The organism is Devosia sp., from assembly GCF_040509215.1.
Classification (GTDB): Bacteria; Pseudomonadota; Alphaproteobacteria; order Rhizobiales; family Devosiaceae; genus Devosia.
On record NZ_JBEVLL010000072.1, the window covers coordinates 14,955 to 29,425 of the forward strand.

15 protein-coding genes are annotated in these 14,471 nt (G+C 62.7%); 8 read left to right on the forward strand and 7 right to left on the reverse strand.

Annotated features, from left to right (window positions below; translation table 11 throughout):
- Positions 1-7 precede the first annotated feature (7 nt).
- Complete coding sequence (locus ABW043_RS04030) at positions 8-1,285, reverse strand: hypothetical protein (RefSeq protein WP_353919948.1); 1,278 nt, start codon at positions 1,283-1,285, stop codon at positions 8-10.
- A 455-nt stretch (positions 1,286-1,740) separates the two neighbouring features.
- Between ABW043_RS04030 and hemA the strand changes: the two genes are divergently transcribed.
- From hemA to ABW043_RS04045, 3 genes are all read left to right on the forward strand, one after another.
- Complete coding sequence (gene hemA, locus ABW043_RS04035; RefSeq protein ID WP_353919949.1) at positions 1,741-3,021, forward strand: 5-aminolevulinate synthase; 1,281 nt, start codon at positions 1,741-1,743, stop codon at positions 3,019-3,021.
- Positions 3,022-3,417: 396 nt separating this feature from the next.
- Positions 3,418-3,945: a GNAT family N-acetyltransferase gene (locus ABW043_RS04040; protein WP_353919950.1), complete on the forward strand. Its 528-nt coding sequence runs from the start codon at positions 3,418-3,420 to the stop codon at positions 3,943-3,945.
- A gap of 62 nt (positions 3,946-4,007) precedes the next feature.
- Positions 4,008-4,178: a hypothetical protein gene (locus ABW043_RS04045; protein ID WP_353919951.1), complete on the forward strand. Its 171-nt coding sequence runs from the start codon at positions 4,008-4,010 to the stop codon at positions 4,176-4,178.
- A 299-nt stretch (positions 4,179-4,477) separates the two neighbouring features.
- Here ABW043_RS04045 and ABW043_RS04050 read toward each other — a convergent pair whose 3' ends face one another.
- The 4 genes from ABW043_RS04050 to ABW043_RS04065 form a co-directional block, all read right to left on the reverse strand.
- Positions 4,478-6,025 (reverse strand): tripartite tricarboxylate transporter permease, encoded by a 1,548-nt coding sequence (locus tag ABW043_RS04050; protein ID WP_353919952.1) that lies wholly within the window; start codon positions 6,023-6,025, stop codon positions 4,478-4,480.
- Between the two features lies 1 nt (position 6,026).
- A complete protein-coding gene (locus tag ABW043_RS04055) occupies positions 6,027-6,524 on the reverse strand; it encodes a tripartite tricarboxylate transporter TctB family protein (RefSeq protein WP_353919953.1) in 498 nt (165 codons plus the stop codon).
- Complete coding sequence (locus ABW043_RS04060) at positions 6,521-7,420, reverse strand: Bug family tripartite tricarboxylate transporter substrate binding protein (protein WP_353919962.1); 900 nt, start codon at positions 7,418-7,420, stop codon at positions 6,521-6,523. The genes ABW043_RS04055 and ABW043_RS04060 overlap by 4 nt, the downstream gene beginning before the upstream one ends.
- A 155-nt stretch (positions 7,421-7,575) precedes the next feature.
- Positions 7,576-9,423, reverse strand: a complete 1,848-nt coding sequence (locus ABW043_RS04065; RefSeq protein WP_353919954.1) for a putative bifunctional diguanylate cyclase/phosphodiesterase — start codon at positions 9,421-9,423, stop codon at positions 7,576-7,578.
- A 187-nt stretch (positions 9,424-9,610) separates the two neighbouring features.
- On the opposite strand from ABW043_RS04065, the gene ABW043_RS04070 reads away from it, so the two are divergent.
- From ABW043_RS04070 to ABW043_RS04090, 5 genes are read left to right on the forward strand one after another with little or no spacing between them, the layout of a single operon-like run.
- Complete coding sequence (locus ABW043_RS04070; protein WP_353919955.1) at positions 9,611-9,934, forward strand: ArsR/SmtB family transcription factor; 324 nt, start codon at positions 9,611-9,613, stop codon at positions 9,932-9,934.
- Entirely contained in the window at positions 9,931-10,182 is a 252-nt protein-coding gene (locus ABW043_RS04075; RefSeq protein ID WP_353919956.1) for a hypothetical protein, read from the forward strand. Before ABW043_RS04070 ends, ABW043_RS04075 begins: the two co-directional genes overlap by 4 nt.
- On the forward strand, positions 10,182-10,619 hold the full coding sequence (locus tag ABW043_RS04080; protein ID WP_353919957.1) for a DUF1801 domain-containing protein: 438 nt from the start codon (positions 10,182-10,184) through the stop codon (positions 10,617-10,619). Before ABW043_RS04075 ends, ABW043_RS04080 begins: the two co-directional genes overlap by 1 nt.
- Positions 10,620-10,626: 7 nt before the next feature.
- Entirely contained in the window at positions 10,627-10,995 is a 369-nt protein-coding gene (locus ABW043_RS04085; RefSeq protein WP_353919958.1) for a DUF1801 domain-containing protein, read from the forward strand.
- 8 nt (positions 10,996-11,003) lie between these two features.
- Entirely contained in the window at positions 11,004-11,414 is a 411-nt protein-coding gene (locus ABW043_RS04090; protein WP_353919959.1) for an SRPBCC family protein, read from the forward strand.
- A gap of 27 nt (positions 11,415-11,441) precedes the next feature.
- On the opposite strand, the gene ABW043_RS04095 is transcribed toward ABW043_RS04090, so the two are convergent.
- Together ABW043_RS04095 and ABW043_RS04100 are read right to left on the reverse strand one after the other, a co-directional pair.
- A complete protein-coding gene (locus tag ABW043_RS04095) occupies positions 11,442-13,850 on the reverse strand; it encodes a membrane-bound PQQ-dependent dehydrogenase, glucose/quinate/shikimate family (protein WP_353919960.1) in 2,409 nt (802 codons plus the stop codon).
- A gap of 37 nt (positions 13,851-13,887) precedes the next feature.
- Positions 13,888-14,373 carry a MarR family winged helix-turn-helix transcriptional regulator gene (locus ABW043_RS04100; protein WP_353919961.1) on the reverse strand — a complete coding sequence of 162 codons (486 nt, stop codon included), beginning with the start codon at positions 14,371-14,373 and terminating at the stop codon, positions 13,888-13,890.
- Between the last annotated feature and the right edge of the window lie 98 nt (positions 14,374-14,471).

A 14,471-nucleotide genomic window follows, 5' to 3' on the forward strand; every position in this document is an offset into this window, starting at 1 on the left:
CCGGCCCTCAGCTCAGCCGCTCTACCGAGGGCATCATCTTGTGCGGGGTGACGTCGCGCGCTTCCACCTCGTCGAGGAGACGCGCGATCTTTTCGACATTGGCGATGTGGCGCTGCTCCATGGAGAAGTTGAGCGTCACGTAATCGCGGCCCGGACAGAAGGTGCAGATGTTCACCGCCGCATGCCAGGCGCCACAATAAAGCGGCTCGATCATGCCATGGGTCATGGGGCCATAGGTGCGATGCGGCGGCACGAGCGTAAGAACGATGTGCATGCCGCCATTGAAGCGCCAGAAGCGCTTGTTGGGCAGGCCCGGGAAGATGCGATTGAGCGCGCGCATGGCGCGGAACATGGCCATGATCATGACCTGGAAGGAGGTGATATCCTTCTGCTCGATGCCGGCCACGGTATCGTCGACGGCGCGGACATAGGCGACGAAATCGTCCATGACCCTGAACTTGGCTTCGAGCGCGCGGACGCGGAAGAAGTCGTCGTCGGTATTGTTCCGCTTGGTGTCGAGCATGGTATAGGCCGCGCCGATCACCTTCTTGCTCATATGCTTTTCGGCGCCATCGCCATTGAGGGCGTGGGTGACGAGCGCGAACATCAGCGAGCGCTGGCGCACACCGAGCTTGTTGGCGAGTAGGCGCAGGCGATGGCGCTCGATCGCCAGCGTCTTGAAACCCCAGGGCTGTTCCTTGGGCGCAAAGACATTGGCAAGCGCGAGATAGATCAGGGCGGTAAAGCCGCCGCGAAGCGCGCTCTTGATCCGATCAAAGAGCGGCAGTTTGTTGCCCTTGTCGGACTGGACGCCATGGCCGGCCGAGGCCGAGCGCGTCAAAAGGGCGGAGTCCGAACCTTCGAGCAAGGCGTGGCTCGAACGCACCTGCAGCACGGCGGCGCGACCCTCGGCATCCGGACCACCGCGGCGCACGGCGGCCATCAGGCGAAAGAGCGGCAGATCCTTGCGCTCAAAGATGTCGTCGGACTTGCTCAGCCACTTGTCGGGATAGCCGTCGAACTCGTCGACCATTTCGACCGAGGTGATGGCATCGAGCAGGTGTTTTGGGAAAGGCTGGCCAGGCTGGGCGCCGACAAAGCCATGGGTGAGCTGCGGGGCCAGCGCGACCATTTCGGCCACGACATTGCCAAGACTATCCTTGTCGTAGCTCTGGGTCGAAAAGGCGGTGAAGAAGACCGTGTCCTGGCCTTGATAAAGGAACCACTGGAAATCGGTGAACAGAGCCTGCGGATTGCGCTTCACAGCGGCGCTGGCGAGGGCCATTGCATCAGAGTGCTGGCCTGCAAAAGAAGAAGACGAAAAACTCTTCACTTGATTACCCCCTCATGCCGTATCCCCCCGGCACATCGATCTAAACGCAGTCTTTATTAACCGGCAATGACTCGGAACCGCGCCGGTTAATGCGCCGCGGCACAAAACGCGCGATTTTGTCTCTCTGTGACATTATTTCCGAACCGCTTCCCCGTCCGAACGGAGGGGAGCGCGCGGCGATCTGCTGATGGCAGACGCTGCGATCTGCAAGCGCAGACGCTGCAATCTGCCATTGGCAGATGCGTGATGAAACTTTAGAATGGTTCTTGAAATCGTCGCCGGGGGAATGTCCGGCTGCGCGTCGAATTGACATATATCAATGCGGTTGCCGTCCCAATAAGTAGGGTGCGATGCAGCCACATTGGCATTCCTGCCAGTGCCAGCGGCAGGCGTAAAGGATCGGCCCCATGGACTATCGTGGTATCTTCGAGGATGCAGTTGACACGCTGCGGGCAGAAAAGCGCTATCGCGTCTTTGCCGATCTCGAACGTGTCGCAGGCCGTTTTCCCAAGGCGATCTATCGCGATGATGCGGACAATGCCCGCGAAATCACCATCTGGTGCTCCAATGACTACCTGGGCATGGGCCAGCACGACAAAGTCGTGACGGCAATGCAGCAGACGGCTGGCGCCATGGGCGTCGGCGCCGGTGGCACGCGCAATATTTCGGGCACCAACCGCCCGCTGGTCGAGCTTGAGCGTTCGCTCGCGGACCTGCATCGCAAGGAAGCGGCACTGGTTTTCACGTCCGGCTTCGTGTCCAACGAGGCGGCTATCTCGACCATTGCCCGCCTTCTTCCCGATTGCATCATCTTCTCGGACCAGCTCAACCACGCCTCGATGATCCAGGGCGTGCGCCAGTCGGGCATGGAAAAGAAGATTTTCCGGCACAATGACGTGGCGCATCTGCGCGAACTGCTGAGCCAGGTCGATCGCAAGCGGCCGAAACTGATCGCCTTTGAATCCGTCTATTCGATGGATGGCGATATCGCCCCGATCAAGGAAATCTGCGACCTCGCCGAAGAGTTCGGCGCGCTCACCTATATCGACGAAGTTCATGCCGTGGGCATGTATGGCCCGCGCGGCGGCGGCATTGCCGAGCGCGAAGGCCTGATGGATCGTATCGACGTTATCGAAGGCACTTTGGCCAAGGGCTTTGGCGTCATGGGCGGCTATATCGCCGCCAACAAGGCCATCATCGATGCCGTGCGCTCCTATGCGCCCGAGTTCATTTTCACCACCGCCCTGCCCCCAGCGCTCTGCGCTGCCGCTCGAGCGTCGATCGAGCATCTCAAGGGCAATGGCCACGAACGCATGATGCACCAGCGCCAGGCGCGGCTGACCAAGGCGATCCTCGCCGATGCCGGCTTGCCGGTGATGGAGACCTCGACCCATATCGTGCCGCTGATCGTGGGCGATGCGCGCGCCGTGAAGGCCGCGAGCGACATGCTGCTTGAAAAGCACAATATCTACATCCAGCCGATCAACTACCCGACCGTGCCCAAGGGCACCGAGCGGCTGCGCATCACCCCGACCCCGCTCCATACCGACGAGATGGTGTTCGAACTGCGCCATGCGCTGGTCAGCGTCTGGACCAGCCTCGAACTGCCGCGCGAAAAGGCCGATGCCGCGATCACCGCGAGCAAGCTGACCTCGGGCGATCTGACGCTGCCAAGCCTCGGCGGCTGACGCCTCGGAACCCATTCCAAACACGGTGTCATCCCCGCGAAAGCGGGGATCTCTGTTTTGGAGAAAGCGCGCCCGCATCCATTGAACGTCATCCTCGGGATCGACCCAAGGACACTTCACTTTTTCAACACGGCGAGTGCAAAGCCCTCGGGTCAAGCCCGAGGGTGACGCGTTGCGGGGGATGCGTTTCGGCCCCTCTTGACGAAAAACGCAAGCGACGACAATTATTTGTCATGATGCATCCCACGCCCAAACTCCGACGTTGTGGCTTCCAGTCCCATGTGGACGGGGGCTTTGCGCCTGGGCGACGAAAAGGCTGAGTTTTATCACGCCGTCATCGACTCAACGCATACCTGCCTCCGCCCGGTTGGCAGGTTTTTTGTTTTCGGATTTGTGATGCCTCCTCATTTCGTCGCCTTCAAAACGGCCACCGCGGCAGACGTACCGGCCATTCGCGCAGTTGTGCGCGCCGCCTATTCAAAATGGACGCCCATCATCGGCCGCGAGCCGCGCCCCATGCTGGCGGATTATTCCGAGGCCATTCACGATTTCCGCTTCGATCTTCTGACCGTCGACGGGCAAGTGGCGGGGCTGCTGCAGACCTGCCTTTGCGCCGACCATCTCTGGATCGAGAACGTCGCCGTGCACCCGCACCACCAGCGGCGCGGCCATGGCCAGGCGCTGCTGGTCCTCGCCGAACAACTGGCGCGCCATGCCGGGCTCGGCGCGCTGCGCCTCCTGACCAATGCGGCCTTTGCCAGCAATGTCGCGCTTTACCAGAAGCTCGGCTACGAGATCGAACAGAGCGAAGCCTTCATGGGCGGCACCACGCTCTACCTGACGCGGAACCTCACCCCCGCCGCTCCCATTCGCCCAGCGCATGGCTGGAATAACGAGAGCCGCACTACCGCTCGGGCCTCATAAGGATCATCTAGGGGTCATGGAAGCGATCTGGGATTGTCCCGGGTCCGACAGAGGAGACCACCATGAGCACCCCGCGCAAGAACAAGTTCTTTGCGACCCTCGACACCTTCGTTACCGTTTTCGGCAGTGCCGCAGCGGTTTCGGCAGCAGTTGAGGCTGGCCGGGCGCCCAAGGCGAAGCACCTGTCGGCTCTCGGTATCGAACCCAACGCCTTCCGCTCGATCGGCCGCTAACAGCCGCGCGGGCCGCGCCCCTCCCTCCCGGCGTTTTGCCTCCCAAAACGCCTGCGGCCTGATGCGCTAGAAGCCGACACAAAAGCCCGGATGCCAGTTTCCCTCCCTGGCCTCCGGGCTTTTTCTATTTTTGGGCTTTTTGCTATGCGCCCGCCGCATGAGCGGATGCAAATCTCTCGTTCGTCGTCATTGCCGGGCTTGTCCCGGCAATCCATCTCGCCTCCATCAGCCATTCTTGCGAATGGCTTGGGACCACCGGGACAAGCCCGGTGGTGACGATGGTGGGGATGACCGAGCCCTTAGTCCTCGTCGCTCGCCAATTGTCCGAGGACGGCGCCCTTGCCGCGCATGCGCATGATGATGGGCAGTACGACCGCGATGATCGCGACGGCGTAGAGCACCAGCGAAATCGGCGAGTGGAACAGTACGGCCGGGTCGCCCTGGCTGATCGAGAGAGCGCGGCGCAATTGCTGTTCGGCCATGGGGCCGAGGATGAGCCCCACCACCACCGGCGCGATCGGATAGCCGAAGCGGCGGAGGAGATAGCCGAGCACACCGAACACCAGCAGCAGCACCAGCTCGAACGAGATGCGCACCGAACCAAATCCCATGGACATGGCCCCATTGGCGCCCAGCGTGCCGAGCGTCGCAAAGGTCAGGATGCCGGCATAGAGCCAGGGTTTTGGGATGGTGAGCAGTTTCACCCAAAGCCCGATTAGCGGCAGGTTGAGCACCAGCAGCATGAAATTGGCAATGAGGAGGCTCGCGATCAGCGACCAGACGAGGCTGGCATTGTTGGCGAACAGAAGCGGGCCGGGCTGGAGACCGAATTGCTGGAAGCCGGCCAGCATGATCGCGGCGGTCGCCGTGGTCGGCAGGCCGAGCGTGAGCAGCGGGACGAGCGTGCCGGCGGCCGAAGCATTGTTGGCAGCTTCCGGACCGGCAACGCCTTCGATGGCGCCGTGGCCGAACTCTTCGGGCTTTTTGGCAAAGCTCTTTTCGGCGCTGTAGGACAGGAAGCTCGCAATATCGGCGCCACCAGCCGGCATGGCGCCGATGGGGAAGCCGATAAAGGTGCCGCGCAGCCAGGAACCCCAGCTCCGCTTCCAGTCATCAATGGTCATCCACACTGAGCCCTTGATGGCCATGACCGAGGCCTCAACCTGTTCACGGTCGGCGGCGGTCTTCAGCGTTTCCCCGATGGCAAAGAGCGCGACGGCAAGCGTCGTCACCTCGATACCGTCGAGCAGGTCCAGAACCCCGAATGCGAGGCGCGTCTGGCCGGTCTGCTGGTCGATGCCGATAATACCGAGCCCAAGGCCGATGAAGAGCGCTGTCAGGCCGCGCAGCGGGCTATCGCCAAAGGCGGCCGAGACCGTCACAAAGGCGAGCACCATGAGCGCGAAATAGTCGGCCGGGCCGAAGGACAGCGCGAATTTCACGACGAATGGCGCAACGAATGCGAGGCCCAGCGTCGCGATCAGGCCGGCGATGAACGAGCCGATGGCGGCGGTGGCGAGGGCGGGCCCGCCTCTCCCCTGCCGGGCCATCTTGTTGCCTTCGAGCGCGGTGACGATCGAGGCGCTTTCACCGGGCGTGTTGAGCAGGATCGATGTGGTCGAGCCGCCATACATGCCGCCATAGTAGATGCCGGCGAACATGATGAGCGAACCGGCCGGATCGAGATTGTAGGTGACCGGCAGCAGCAGGGCCACCGTGAGCGCCGGGCCGATGCCGGGCAGCACGCCGACTGCGGTGCCGAGGGTCACCCCGATCAGCGCATAGAGCAGGTTCTGCACCTGGAGGGCAGCAATGAGGCCCTGGCCGAGAAGTTCGAAGGTGTTCATCTCAGAAGCTCCCCGTCACGATGAAGCGTTCCACCGGTCCCTGCGGCAGCGACAATTGCAGGCCGCGCGCAAAAATGAACCAGACGATGAAAGAGAAGACGATGCCGATGGGAATGGTCTGCCACAGCGGACCGCGCCCGAAACCCCTGGCCGTCAGCGCGAAGAGCACGCCGGTCGCCACGGAGAAGCCGGCCGTCGAGAGCAGCAGGATCTGCGCCACGAGGCCGCCGACGATCCAGGCGATGGGGCCGTAATCGTCCTTGCTGCGGGCCGGGAAACCATTGCGCAGGGCCGAGATCAGCGTGCCGATGGCGAGGAGCCCAAGGCCGGTCGCCACGATATGGGGAAAGACGGTCGGGCCGACGCGCTGCTGGATGGGCGGCACGCGCATCTGGCTCGTCTGCCAGAAGATGATGATCGAGATAGCGGCGAGAATGACCGCTATGACGAGCGCCGCCCCATCGGGGCGGCGCGTGCTGTTGGACTGGCCGGTGCTCATTGCACGAGGCCAATGTCTTTCAGGATGGTTTCGGTCGCTGCGATGTCGGCAGCAAGCTGCGTATCGAAGGCCTCGCCGTCGAGATAGGTATCGACCCAGCCCTTGGTTTCGAGCGCGGTCTGCCAGGAAGCCGAGGTCGCCAGCGCCTTGATGTCGGCGGTGATGGCAGCCTTCTGCTCAGGCGTGATGCCGGGAGCGGCAGCAACCATGCGCCAGTTCTGCACGGCGAGATCAACGCCGGCTTCCTTGAGGGTCGGGCCATCGACGCCCGGCACGCGCTCTTCGGACGACACGGCAAGGAGACGCAGTTCACCGGCCGAGATCTGCGAAGCGAATTCGCTGATGCCCGAAATGCCGACAGTCACCTGACCACCGAGAATGGCGGCGAGCGCTTCGCCACCGCCGGAATAGGCGATGTAGTTGACCTGGGTCGGATCGACACCAACGGTCTTTGCGATGAGGCCAGCCGTGATGTGGTCGACGCCACCAGCCGAACCGCCGGCCCAGGAAACAGCGCCGGTGTTTTCCTTGAGTTTTGCCACAAGGTCATCCAGCGTCTGGATATCGGAAGCGGCGGGCACGACGATGGCCACGGCTTCGCCGGTGAGGCGGGCGATCGGGGTCACGTCGGCGAGGGTCACGGGCGACATATTGGTCAGGATTGCACCGACCATCACATAGCCACCGACGATCAGGGCGTTGGGGTTGCCGGCATCCTGATTGGCGAACTGGGCGAGACCGATGGTGCCGCCGGCGCCGGGAACGTTGGTGACCTGCACATTGCCCGAAATGCCTTCGGCGGTGAACGCCTCCTGCATGGTGCGGGCAGTCTGGTCCCAACCACCACCGGGCGCAGCGGGCGCCAGAATGGTGTAGTCGGCAGCAAAAGCGGGCATGGAGAGGGCGCCGGAAACCAGCGCCGCGAGAAGCAGCTTGTTCAAAAAATCCTCCCAGAACAAAGGCGAACGTCGTTGCGTTCGTGCCCTTACTGTAGGGACGCTCCCTGTCATCGTCCTGTCACGGCACTTTTAGGCTGTTTTGAGCCGAAAACTCAGGCGCGGCGGCGGCTGGAATTGTCGGCTTCGCCCTGGCGGCCCTGGCCATAGGCATTGAGCAGGACCGTCGTCTGGCGCGCTGAAACCGGCCGCGAATAGAGGTAGCCCTGGGCCAGCCGGCAGCCGAAACGGCGCAGGGCTGACGCCTGTTCCTCGTATTCCACGCCCTCGGCGACGATGCGCATGCCGAGCTTCTTGACGATATCGACGAGACCGGAAACCACCGTTTCGCTTGGCCCGTCGACACCGAGCCGGGTGACGAATGAGCGGTCGATCTTGATGATATCGACGGGGAAGGTGAGCAGATGCGTCAGCGACGCGAAGCCGGTGCCGAAATCGTCGAGCGCGACGAGAATGCCGCGGCTGCGCAGCGCTTCGACGGCATGAGGCACGAGCTTGTCGCTGCCGCCCATGAACACGGCTTCATTGACCTCGAGCACGATGTGGCTGAGCGGCACGCCGGCGCGGCCGAAAATGTCGATGATGCGTTCGGCAAGGTCCCCGCGCTGGAAATCGCCCGTCGTGACATTGACCCCGACATGCTGGAAATCGATGCCCGCATCGAGCCAGGCGCGCATATCCTCGGCCACCTGTTCGAGCATTTTTCCGGTCAGTTCGCAGGCGAGACGCGGATCGGTGAGGGCGGTGTGAAATTCTCCCACCGACACGACCTCGCCGCCCATGCGCAGCCGCGCCAGCGCTTCGAGCCCGACGATCTCGTTGGTCTCTAGATTGACGATGGGCTGGTAATAGGGCTCGACGCGATTTTCGGCCAGGGCGAGATCGAGCTGACGCACCAAAGCGATGCGATGCGTCATTTCGGTGCGCAGGTCCGCCTCGAACGCCATGTAGCCGCCGCGGCGCGCTTCCTTGGCGTGATAGAGCGCGAAGTCGGCATTTTGCGAGAGCGTGTCGGCGTCGGTGCCATCGACGCCGAAAACCGCGCCGCCCATGGTGACGTGGGCTTCAAATGACTGGCCGGACATTTCCACCATGCCGGTGGTCGTATCGCTCACCAGGCTGGCCCAGTGTTCGAGCATGTCGTGGCTGCTGCACCCACGGGCGATGATGGCGAATTCGTCGCCGCCGAGGCGGCAGGGGATGAGTGTCGGATGGACGGCGCCGAGGCGCGCGCCGACGGTGGCGATCAGCCGGTCACCGGCCGCGTGGCCGATCGTGTCGTTGACCGATTTGAGATGGTCGATATCGAGCAGGATCAGTCCGAAGGGCTGGTCCATGCTGATATGCTCGCTTAGCAGCTCGTTGAACCGGCCACGATTGGGCAGGCCCGTCAGCACGTCATAGTAGGCGAGACGGAAATTGCGGTCGCGGATGCGCTCGTGCTCGATGGCGAGGGCGCAAAGATGGGCGCAGGTCTCGACGATATTGCGTTCGGTATCGGTCGGGCCACGGGTGGTGCGGAAATAGAAGGCGAAGGTCGCAATCACCCGACCGGCAGGGTTCTTGATGGGCGTCGACCAGCAGGCCTTGAGGCCGAGTGGCAGGATCAGGGCGCGAAAATCGTCCCAGAGCGGGTCGATGGCAATATCGGTGACCACCACTTCTTCGCGGCGATAAGCCGCCGTTCCGCAGGACCCGGCCTTGGGCCCCAGCTTGAGGCCATTGATGGCGGCCGAATAGAATTTCGGCAGGCTCGGCGCGGCCAGCGCCCGTACGGTGTCGTATTCATCGACCAGGAGAATGGAGCAGACGGCCTCGGGAGCAAGTTGCTCGGCGCGTTGGCACAACAGGCGCCCAATGGCCGGCAGGGCTTCACCCTGGGCCACGGCCTCCAACACTTCTGTCTGCAGCCGCAAAAGCTGCTCTGTCTCGCCGCCGGTCATCGCCGTTTCTCCGGGATTCCGGGGTAAAATGCGCGAGCCGAGTAAAGGTAGCGTTTTTCGACCCGGTGCAATTGCATAAAATCGTCGGCTTTTGCTGGGTCGCGACGTGGTGTCCTGAGAACGGGCTTGACTCTCAAATAGCCACAGAGCTATGAATTACATCAATAGCCAATCAGGTATTGATCCAATGCAAATCGGCCCCGACACGGTATTCAAGGCCTTGGCCGATCCCACGAGGCGGGCGCTGTTCGAGCGGCTTTGCCGCGAGGGCGAGCGGACGGTGGCGGTGCTGACTGCGGGGGCCGGGGTGTCCCAGCCGGTGGTCTCCAAACATCTCGGCGTGTTGAAGGATGCCGGGCTCGTGCGCGGACGGATCGATGGCAGGCAAACCCACTATAGTGCCCAACTGGCCGCGCTTGGGCCCCTGGTCGATTGGACCAAGGAAATGGCGGGGTTTTGGGAAGACCGATTTGACGCTCTGGAAGATATGTTGAGGAGAATGGACCAATGAGTGACATCACCACCAAACCACCCCGTTCGGCCTGGCCGCGCTGGGTCCGATCATCCCATCGCTGGATTTCGGTCGCCTTCGTTTTGAGCGTGATCGCGACATCGATCGCTTTGGCACAGGCCGAGCCGATCATGTGGATGTCCTATGTGCCGCTCTTTCCACTGCTGCTGCTGTTTCTGACCGGCACCTATCTCTTCGCCCTGCCCTATTTTGCCAAGTGGCATCGGCGCGGCAAGGACGCGGCGTGATGGCGGAGAGAAAACCGCTCAAGCCCAACAAGGACGGCGTCGTGCTGCTCTCGGGCGACAATCCGCAGATCGGCAAGGGTTTTGGCGATGAGCCGGTATCAGCCTATCTCGCCGCCGTGCCCGGCTGGAAACAAGCCATCTGCCGCGAGGTGGACGCGCTGGTGGTGAAAACCGTGCCGGCGGTGAAAAAGGCGGTCAAGTGGAACACGCCGCTTTATGGGCTCGATGGCGAAACCTGGATTTTGAGCATGCACTGCTTCAAGGCCCATGTGCGTGTGACCTTCTTCAAGGGCACCGAACTGAAACCCATGCCGGCCAAGGAATCCAAAGTTGCCGGCGTGCGTTATTATGACGTCACCGAGGAGGCCGGGATCGACGAGAAGCAGTTCGTCACCTGGGTAAAGCAGGCCGTGCTGTTGCCCGGCGAAAAGATGTGAGGGTGAAATGACCGAAAAGAGTGCATCCGAAAAGATCGATGCCCGCATTGCCGAACTCGGCGGCTGGCGCGGGGAAACGCTGGCAAGGGTGCGAGCGCTGATCAAAGAGGCCGATCCCGAGGTCGTGGAAGAATGGAAATGGGAAAATCCAGTCTGGTCGCATGACGGCATCATCTGTACCGGCGAAGCCTATAAGGCGGCGATAAAGACCACTTTCCCCAAGGGCGCTGCCCTTGCCGATCCCTCCAGCATTTTCAATTCGAGCCTGACCGGCGGCACGCGCAGGGCCATCGATTTCAAGGAAGGCGACGAGATCGACGAAGCCGGTTTCAGGGCGCTGATCCAGGCCGCTATCGTCCAAAATCATTCCAAGTAGGCCCGCGCATGGTTGAGACCACGCCCGAAATCCGCACCGTCGTTATCGAGCGCGATTTTGCCCATAGGCCGGAAAAGCTCTGGCGGGCGCTGACCCAGCCGCACCTGATCAAGGAATGGCTGATGAGCAGCGACTTCGCGCTCGAACTGGGCCACAGCTTCCGCTTCACCACCGACTGGGGCGGCATCGACTGCAAGGTCAGGGAGATCGAGCCCAACCGGACGCTGTCCTATTCCTGGGACGCCTATGGGCTTGAAAGCGTCGTCACCTGGACGTTGACACCCATCGCGAGCGGCACGCAATTGCGCATGGAACAGACCGGCTTCCGCCCCGACCAGAGCCAAGCCTATCACGGCGCGCGCATGGGCTGGCAGGACTTCTTCGGCAAGCTCGATGATGTGCTTGGCCGGATGGAATAAGGCGGCGCCCGAGCGCCGCCTTTTGCTTTAGTCCGGCAGCTTGAAGGCCACGACCTTGGTCGAGAAGCGCGACTGGATCGCGCCCTGACCACCGGCAACGACGGCGATGTATTGCTTGCCATCGAGCGTGTAGCTGATCGGCGCGCCACCGGCGGCCGGCAGTTCGGTCTTCCAGACTTCCTTGCCGCTCGCCAGTTCATATGCCCGCAGCATGTTGTCCTTGGCTGCAGCGATGAAGACGAGGCCGCTGGCGGTGATCATCGAGCCGCCATGCGTCGGCGTGCCGAGGGTCAGCTCGAACGGCAGGTTGATGCCGAGCGCGCCGCTGCCCTTGGAGGTGCCGAAGGGCTGGGTCCAGAGCATCTTGCCCGTGTTCAGATCGACCGCGCTCAGGTAGCTGTAGGGCGGATCGATACAGGGCACGTTGAGCGCGGTGAGCCAGAAATAGGGCGCCGCGGCATAGGGCACATTGGCCTGGGCCACGAGGCCGCCGACTTCACGACGATCGCCCCATTCGCCCTGCGGCTTCGCCCCACGAGCATCCGCATCCTCGCGGGAAAGCAGTTGGACATAGCTGGCGAAGCGGTTGGAATTGACCACCATGATGCCGCGTAGGGGATCGACGGAAACGCCACCCCAGTTCATCGCGCCAAAGGTGCTGGGGGTCTGGATCGAGGGCGTCAGGCCCGGCGGGGTATTGGTGCCCTCGTAGCGCGCTTCCTTGAATTTCACGCGGCAATAGAGCTGGTCGAAGGGCGAGACGCCCCACATGTCCGCCTCGGTCAGCGTTGCCATGCGGAAGGATGGCAGGCTGTTGGAGAAGGGCTGGGTGGGCGAGTTGCGCTCTTCGGGCACGACGCCATCCTGCGGCATCGGGGTTTCGGTGACCGGGAAGATCGGCTCGCCGGTCGTGCGGTCGAGCACGAAGACCTCGCCGGCCTTGGTGGGCTGCACCAGCGCTTTGCGGATCGTGCCCGAAGCATCAGGCAGGTCGATAAGCGAGGCGGGTGAAGCGACGTCATGGTCCCAGATATCATGGTGCTTGGTCTGGAAGGACCAGCGCAGACGCCCGGTTTCGGCGTCGAGCGCAACGACCGACGAGTTGAACTCATCGTCGAATTCGCGGCGCTGGCCACCGAAGAAGTCGGGGGTCGCGTTGCCCGTGGGCAGGTAAACAAGGCCCAGCTCTTCGTCGGCCACGGCCGGCGCCCAGCTATTGGGCGTTGCGACCGTATAGCTTTCGCCATTGGGCGGCAGGCCGGTGCGGTCCTGGCGTCCAAGGTCCCAGGCCCAGGACATGTCGCCGGTTACCGCGTCAAAGGCGCGGATGACGCCCGAGGCTTCGCCCCAATATTGACCGTCGGTGACCCAGCCACCGACCACGACCTTGCCGCGCACGAAAGTGGGCGCCGAGGTGATGGAATAATAGCCGCCGATGATCTTGCCTTCAAAATCGTGCATGCCGACCAAGAGGTCTACACGGCCGCCCTCGCCGAAATCGGCGCAGAGTTCGCCGGTGCGGGCATCGAGCGCGATGAGCTTTGCCGTCGCCGTGCCATAAAGCACGCGTTCGGCGCAGGCGCCGGTCATGCCCGGAACCTTATAGTAGCTCACGCCGCGGCAGGTGCCGCCATGGCCTTCCGAGCCATCATACATCCAGCGCTCGGCGCCGGTTGCCGCATCGAGGGCAAAGGCCTGGCTGAAGCCGTTGCACATATAGATGCTGTCATCGATCTTGAGCGGGGTCGAATTGTTGGCGGGAATGCGACCCACATCCACCGACCAGGCGACTTCCAGATTTTTGACGTTGTCGAGCGTGATCTCCTCGAGCGGGGTATACTTTTGGCCGCCCTGATCGCCGCCGAAATACGGCCAATCGGCACCGGTCTGTCCCAGCGCCGCGGCGCCATTGGGCTCGGCGGGATAGGCGCCAAAGCCGGTCTGGAAGCGCGGGTCCTGCGGCAGGCTCGGGGCGCTGATGGCATAGAGCCCGGCGCCGAGTGCCACCGAAACAACCGCCGCCGAAGTAATCAGGCCCGTGGAGCCAAAAGGCACACGCTTGGCAAGATCCAACGTGCCGGAAAGGGCATGCTGGCTCCAGGGCAGCAGCAGCCAGATGCCGAAAGCAACGGGGATCATTAGGCGCGGCAGGAGCGCCCAGCCATCAAAGCCGACTTCCCAAATTGCCCAAATGACGGTGACCGCCAACGTGAGGCCAAAGACCCAGGCGCCGAGGCGCTGGCCGCGGAACAACAGCACGGCGGCCACGAGGAACAGCAGGCCGGAAACCAGGTAATAAAGCGAGCCACCAAGGGTCGCGAGATAGCCGCCACCGCCCACAAAAATCAGGGCCATCACGCCCAGAACAACGGCGAACAGGCCCATCAGGCCGCGTTCGACGATGTGAGGCGCCCTCGCCCCACCCCCACTAGTCATAGTCTTTCCTCCAGAGAATTGTTGGTATCGTTATTGGCTACGAGGCCACCTTGATCGGGGCCTTCGGTGCGTAGAGCGCCTCGTTGAGTTCAGCCGAGAGCGCTTCGATGCGATTGAGAAACTTGGCGATGGCTTCGAGATCGGTGTCCGAGAACTCGGCCGTCCCCACCTGATATTCGGCCTTGATGTGCTCGTGCAGCGCCAGCGGTTCGGCCGCCGCTTCCGGGTCGAGCACGATCAGCACGCTGCGCCGATCGTCGGGGTGGCGCGTGCGGGTGATGTAGCCGGCGCTTTCCAGCCGATCGAGCAGCGCCGTGCCTGCGCCCGAGGTGAGGCCGAGATGGCTGATGATGTCGCCGGGGCTCACTGGTTCGCCCCTGAGGTGAAGAAAGCCAATGCAGCGGAAATCGGTGGGGTGCATGCCCTGCGCCCGCGCAGCGCGTTCCTGCGCTTCTTCGGCCCGGCGGATCATGTGGATGAGCGCTGCCCCGACCCGGTTTTCCAGCTCTACGCGCGTGTCCATCATTATCCCCATGACAAAGAATCTTGATGGCAAAGATATTTTGTCGCGAAAGTTCTGACAAGCGGGGATGACAAGCAAAAGGGCGCGGTTTTAGCCGC

Coding starts and splice junctions, on each gene's coding strand:
- ABW043_RS04030 (WP_353919948.1), bottom strand. CDS start 1,285: ATGGCCCTCGCCAGCGCCGCTGTGAAGCGCAATCCGCAGGCTCTGTTC.
- hemA (WP_353919949.1), top strand. CDS start 1,741: ATGGACTATCGTGGTATCTTCGAGGATGCAGTTGACACGCTGCGGGCA.
- ABW043_RS04040 (WP_353919950.1), top strand. CDS start 3,418: ATGCCTCCTCATTTCGTCGCCTTCAAAACGGCCACCGCGGCAGACGTA.
- ABW043_RS04045 (WP_353919951.1), top strand. CDS start 4,008: ATGAGCACCCCGCGCAAGAACAAGTTCTTTGCGACCCTCGACACCTTC.
- ABW043_RS04050 (WP_353919952.1), bottom strand. CDS start 6,025: ATGAACACCTTCGAACTTCTCGGCCAGGGCCTCATTGCTGCCCTCCAG.
- ABW043_RS04055 (WP_353919953.1), bottom strand. CDS start 6,524: ATGAGCACCGGCCAGTCCAACAGCACGCGCCGCCCCGATGGGGCGGCG.
- ABW043_RS04060 (WP_353919962.1), bottom strand. CDS start 7,420: ATGCCCGCTTTTGCTGCCGACTACACCATTCTGGCGCCCGCTGCGCCC.
- ABW043_RS04065 (WP_353919954.1), bottom strand. CDS start 9,423: ATGACCGGCGGCGAGACAGAGCAGCTTTTGCGGCTGCAGACAGAAGTG.
- ABW043_RS04070 (WP_353919955.1), top strand. CDS start 9,611: ATGCAAATCGGCCCCGACACGGTATTCAAGGCCTTGGCCGATCCCACG.
- ABW043_RS04075 (WP_353919956.1), top strand. CDS start 9,931: ATGAGTGACATCACCACCAAACCACCCCGTTCGGCCTGGCCGCGCTGG.
- ABW043_RS04080 (WP_353919957.1), top strand. CDS start 10,182: ATGGCGGAGAGAAAACCGCTCAAGCCCAACAAGGACGGCGTCGTGCTG.
- ABW043_RS04085 (WP_353919958.1), top strand. CDS start 10,627: ATGACCGAAAAGAGTGCATCCGAAAAGATCGATGCCCGCATTGCCGAA.
- ABW043_RS04090 (WP_353919959.1), top strand. CDS start 11,004: ATGGTTGAGACCACGCCCGAAATCCGCACCGTCGTTATCGAGCGCGAT.
- ABW043_RS04095 (WP_353919960.1), bottom strand. CDS start 13,850: ATGACTAGTGGGGGTGGGGCGAGGGCGCCTCACATCGTCGAACGCGGC.
- ABW043_RS04100 (WP_353919961.1), bottom strand. CDS start 14,373: ATGGACACGCGCGTAGAGCTGGAAAACCGGGTCGGGGCAGCGCTCATC.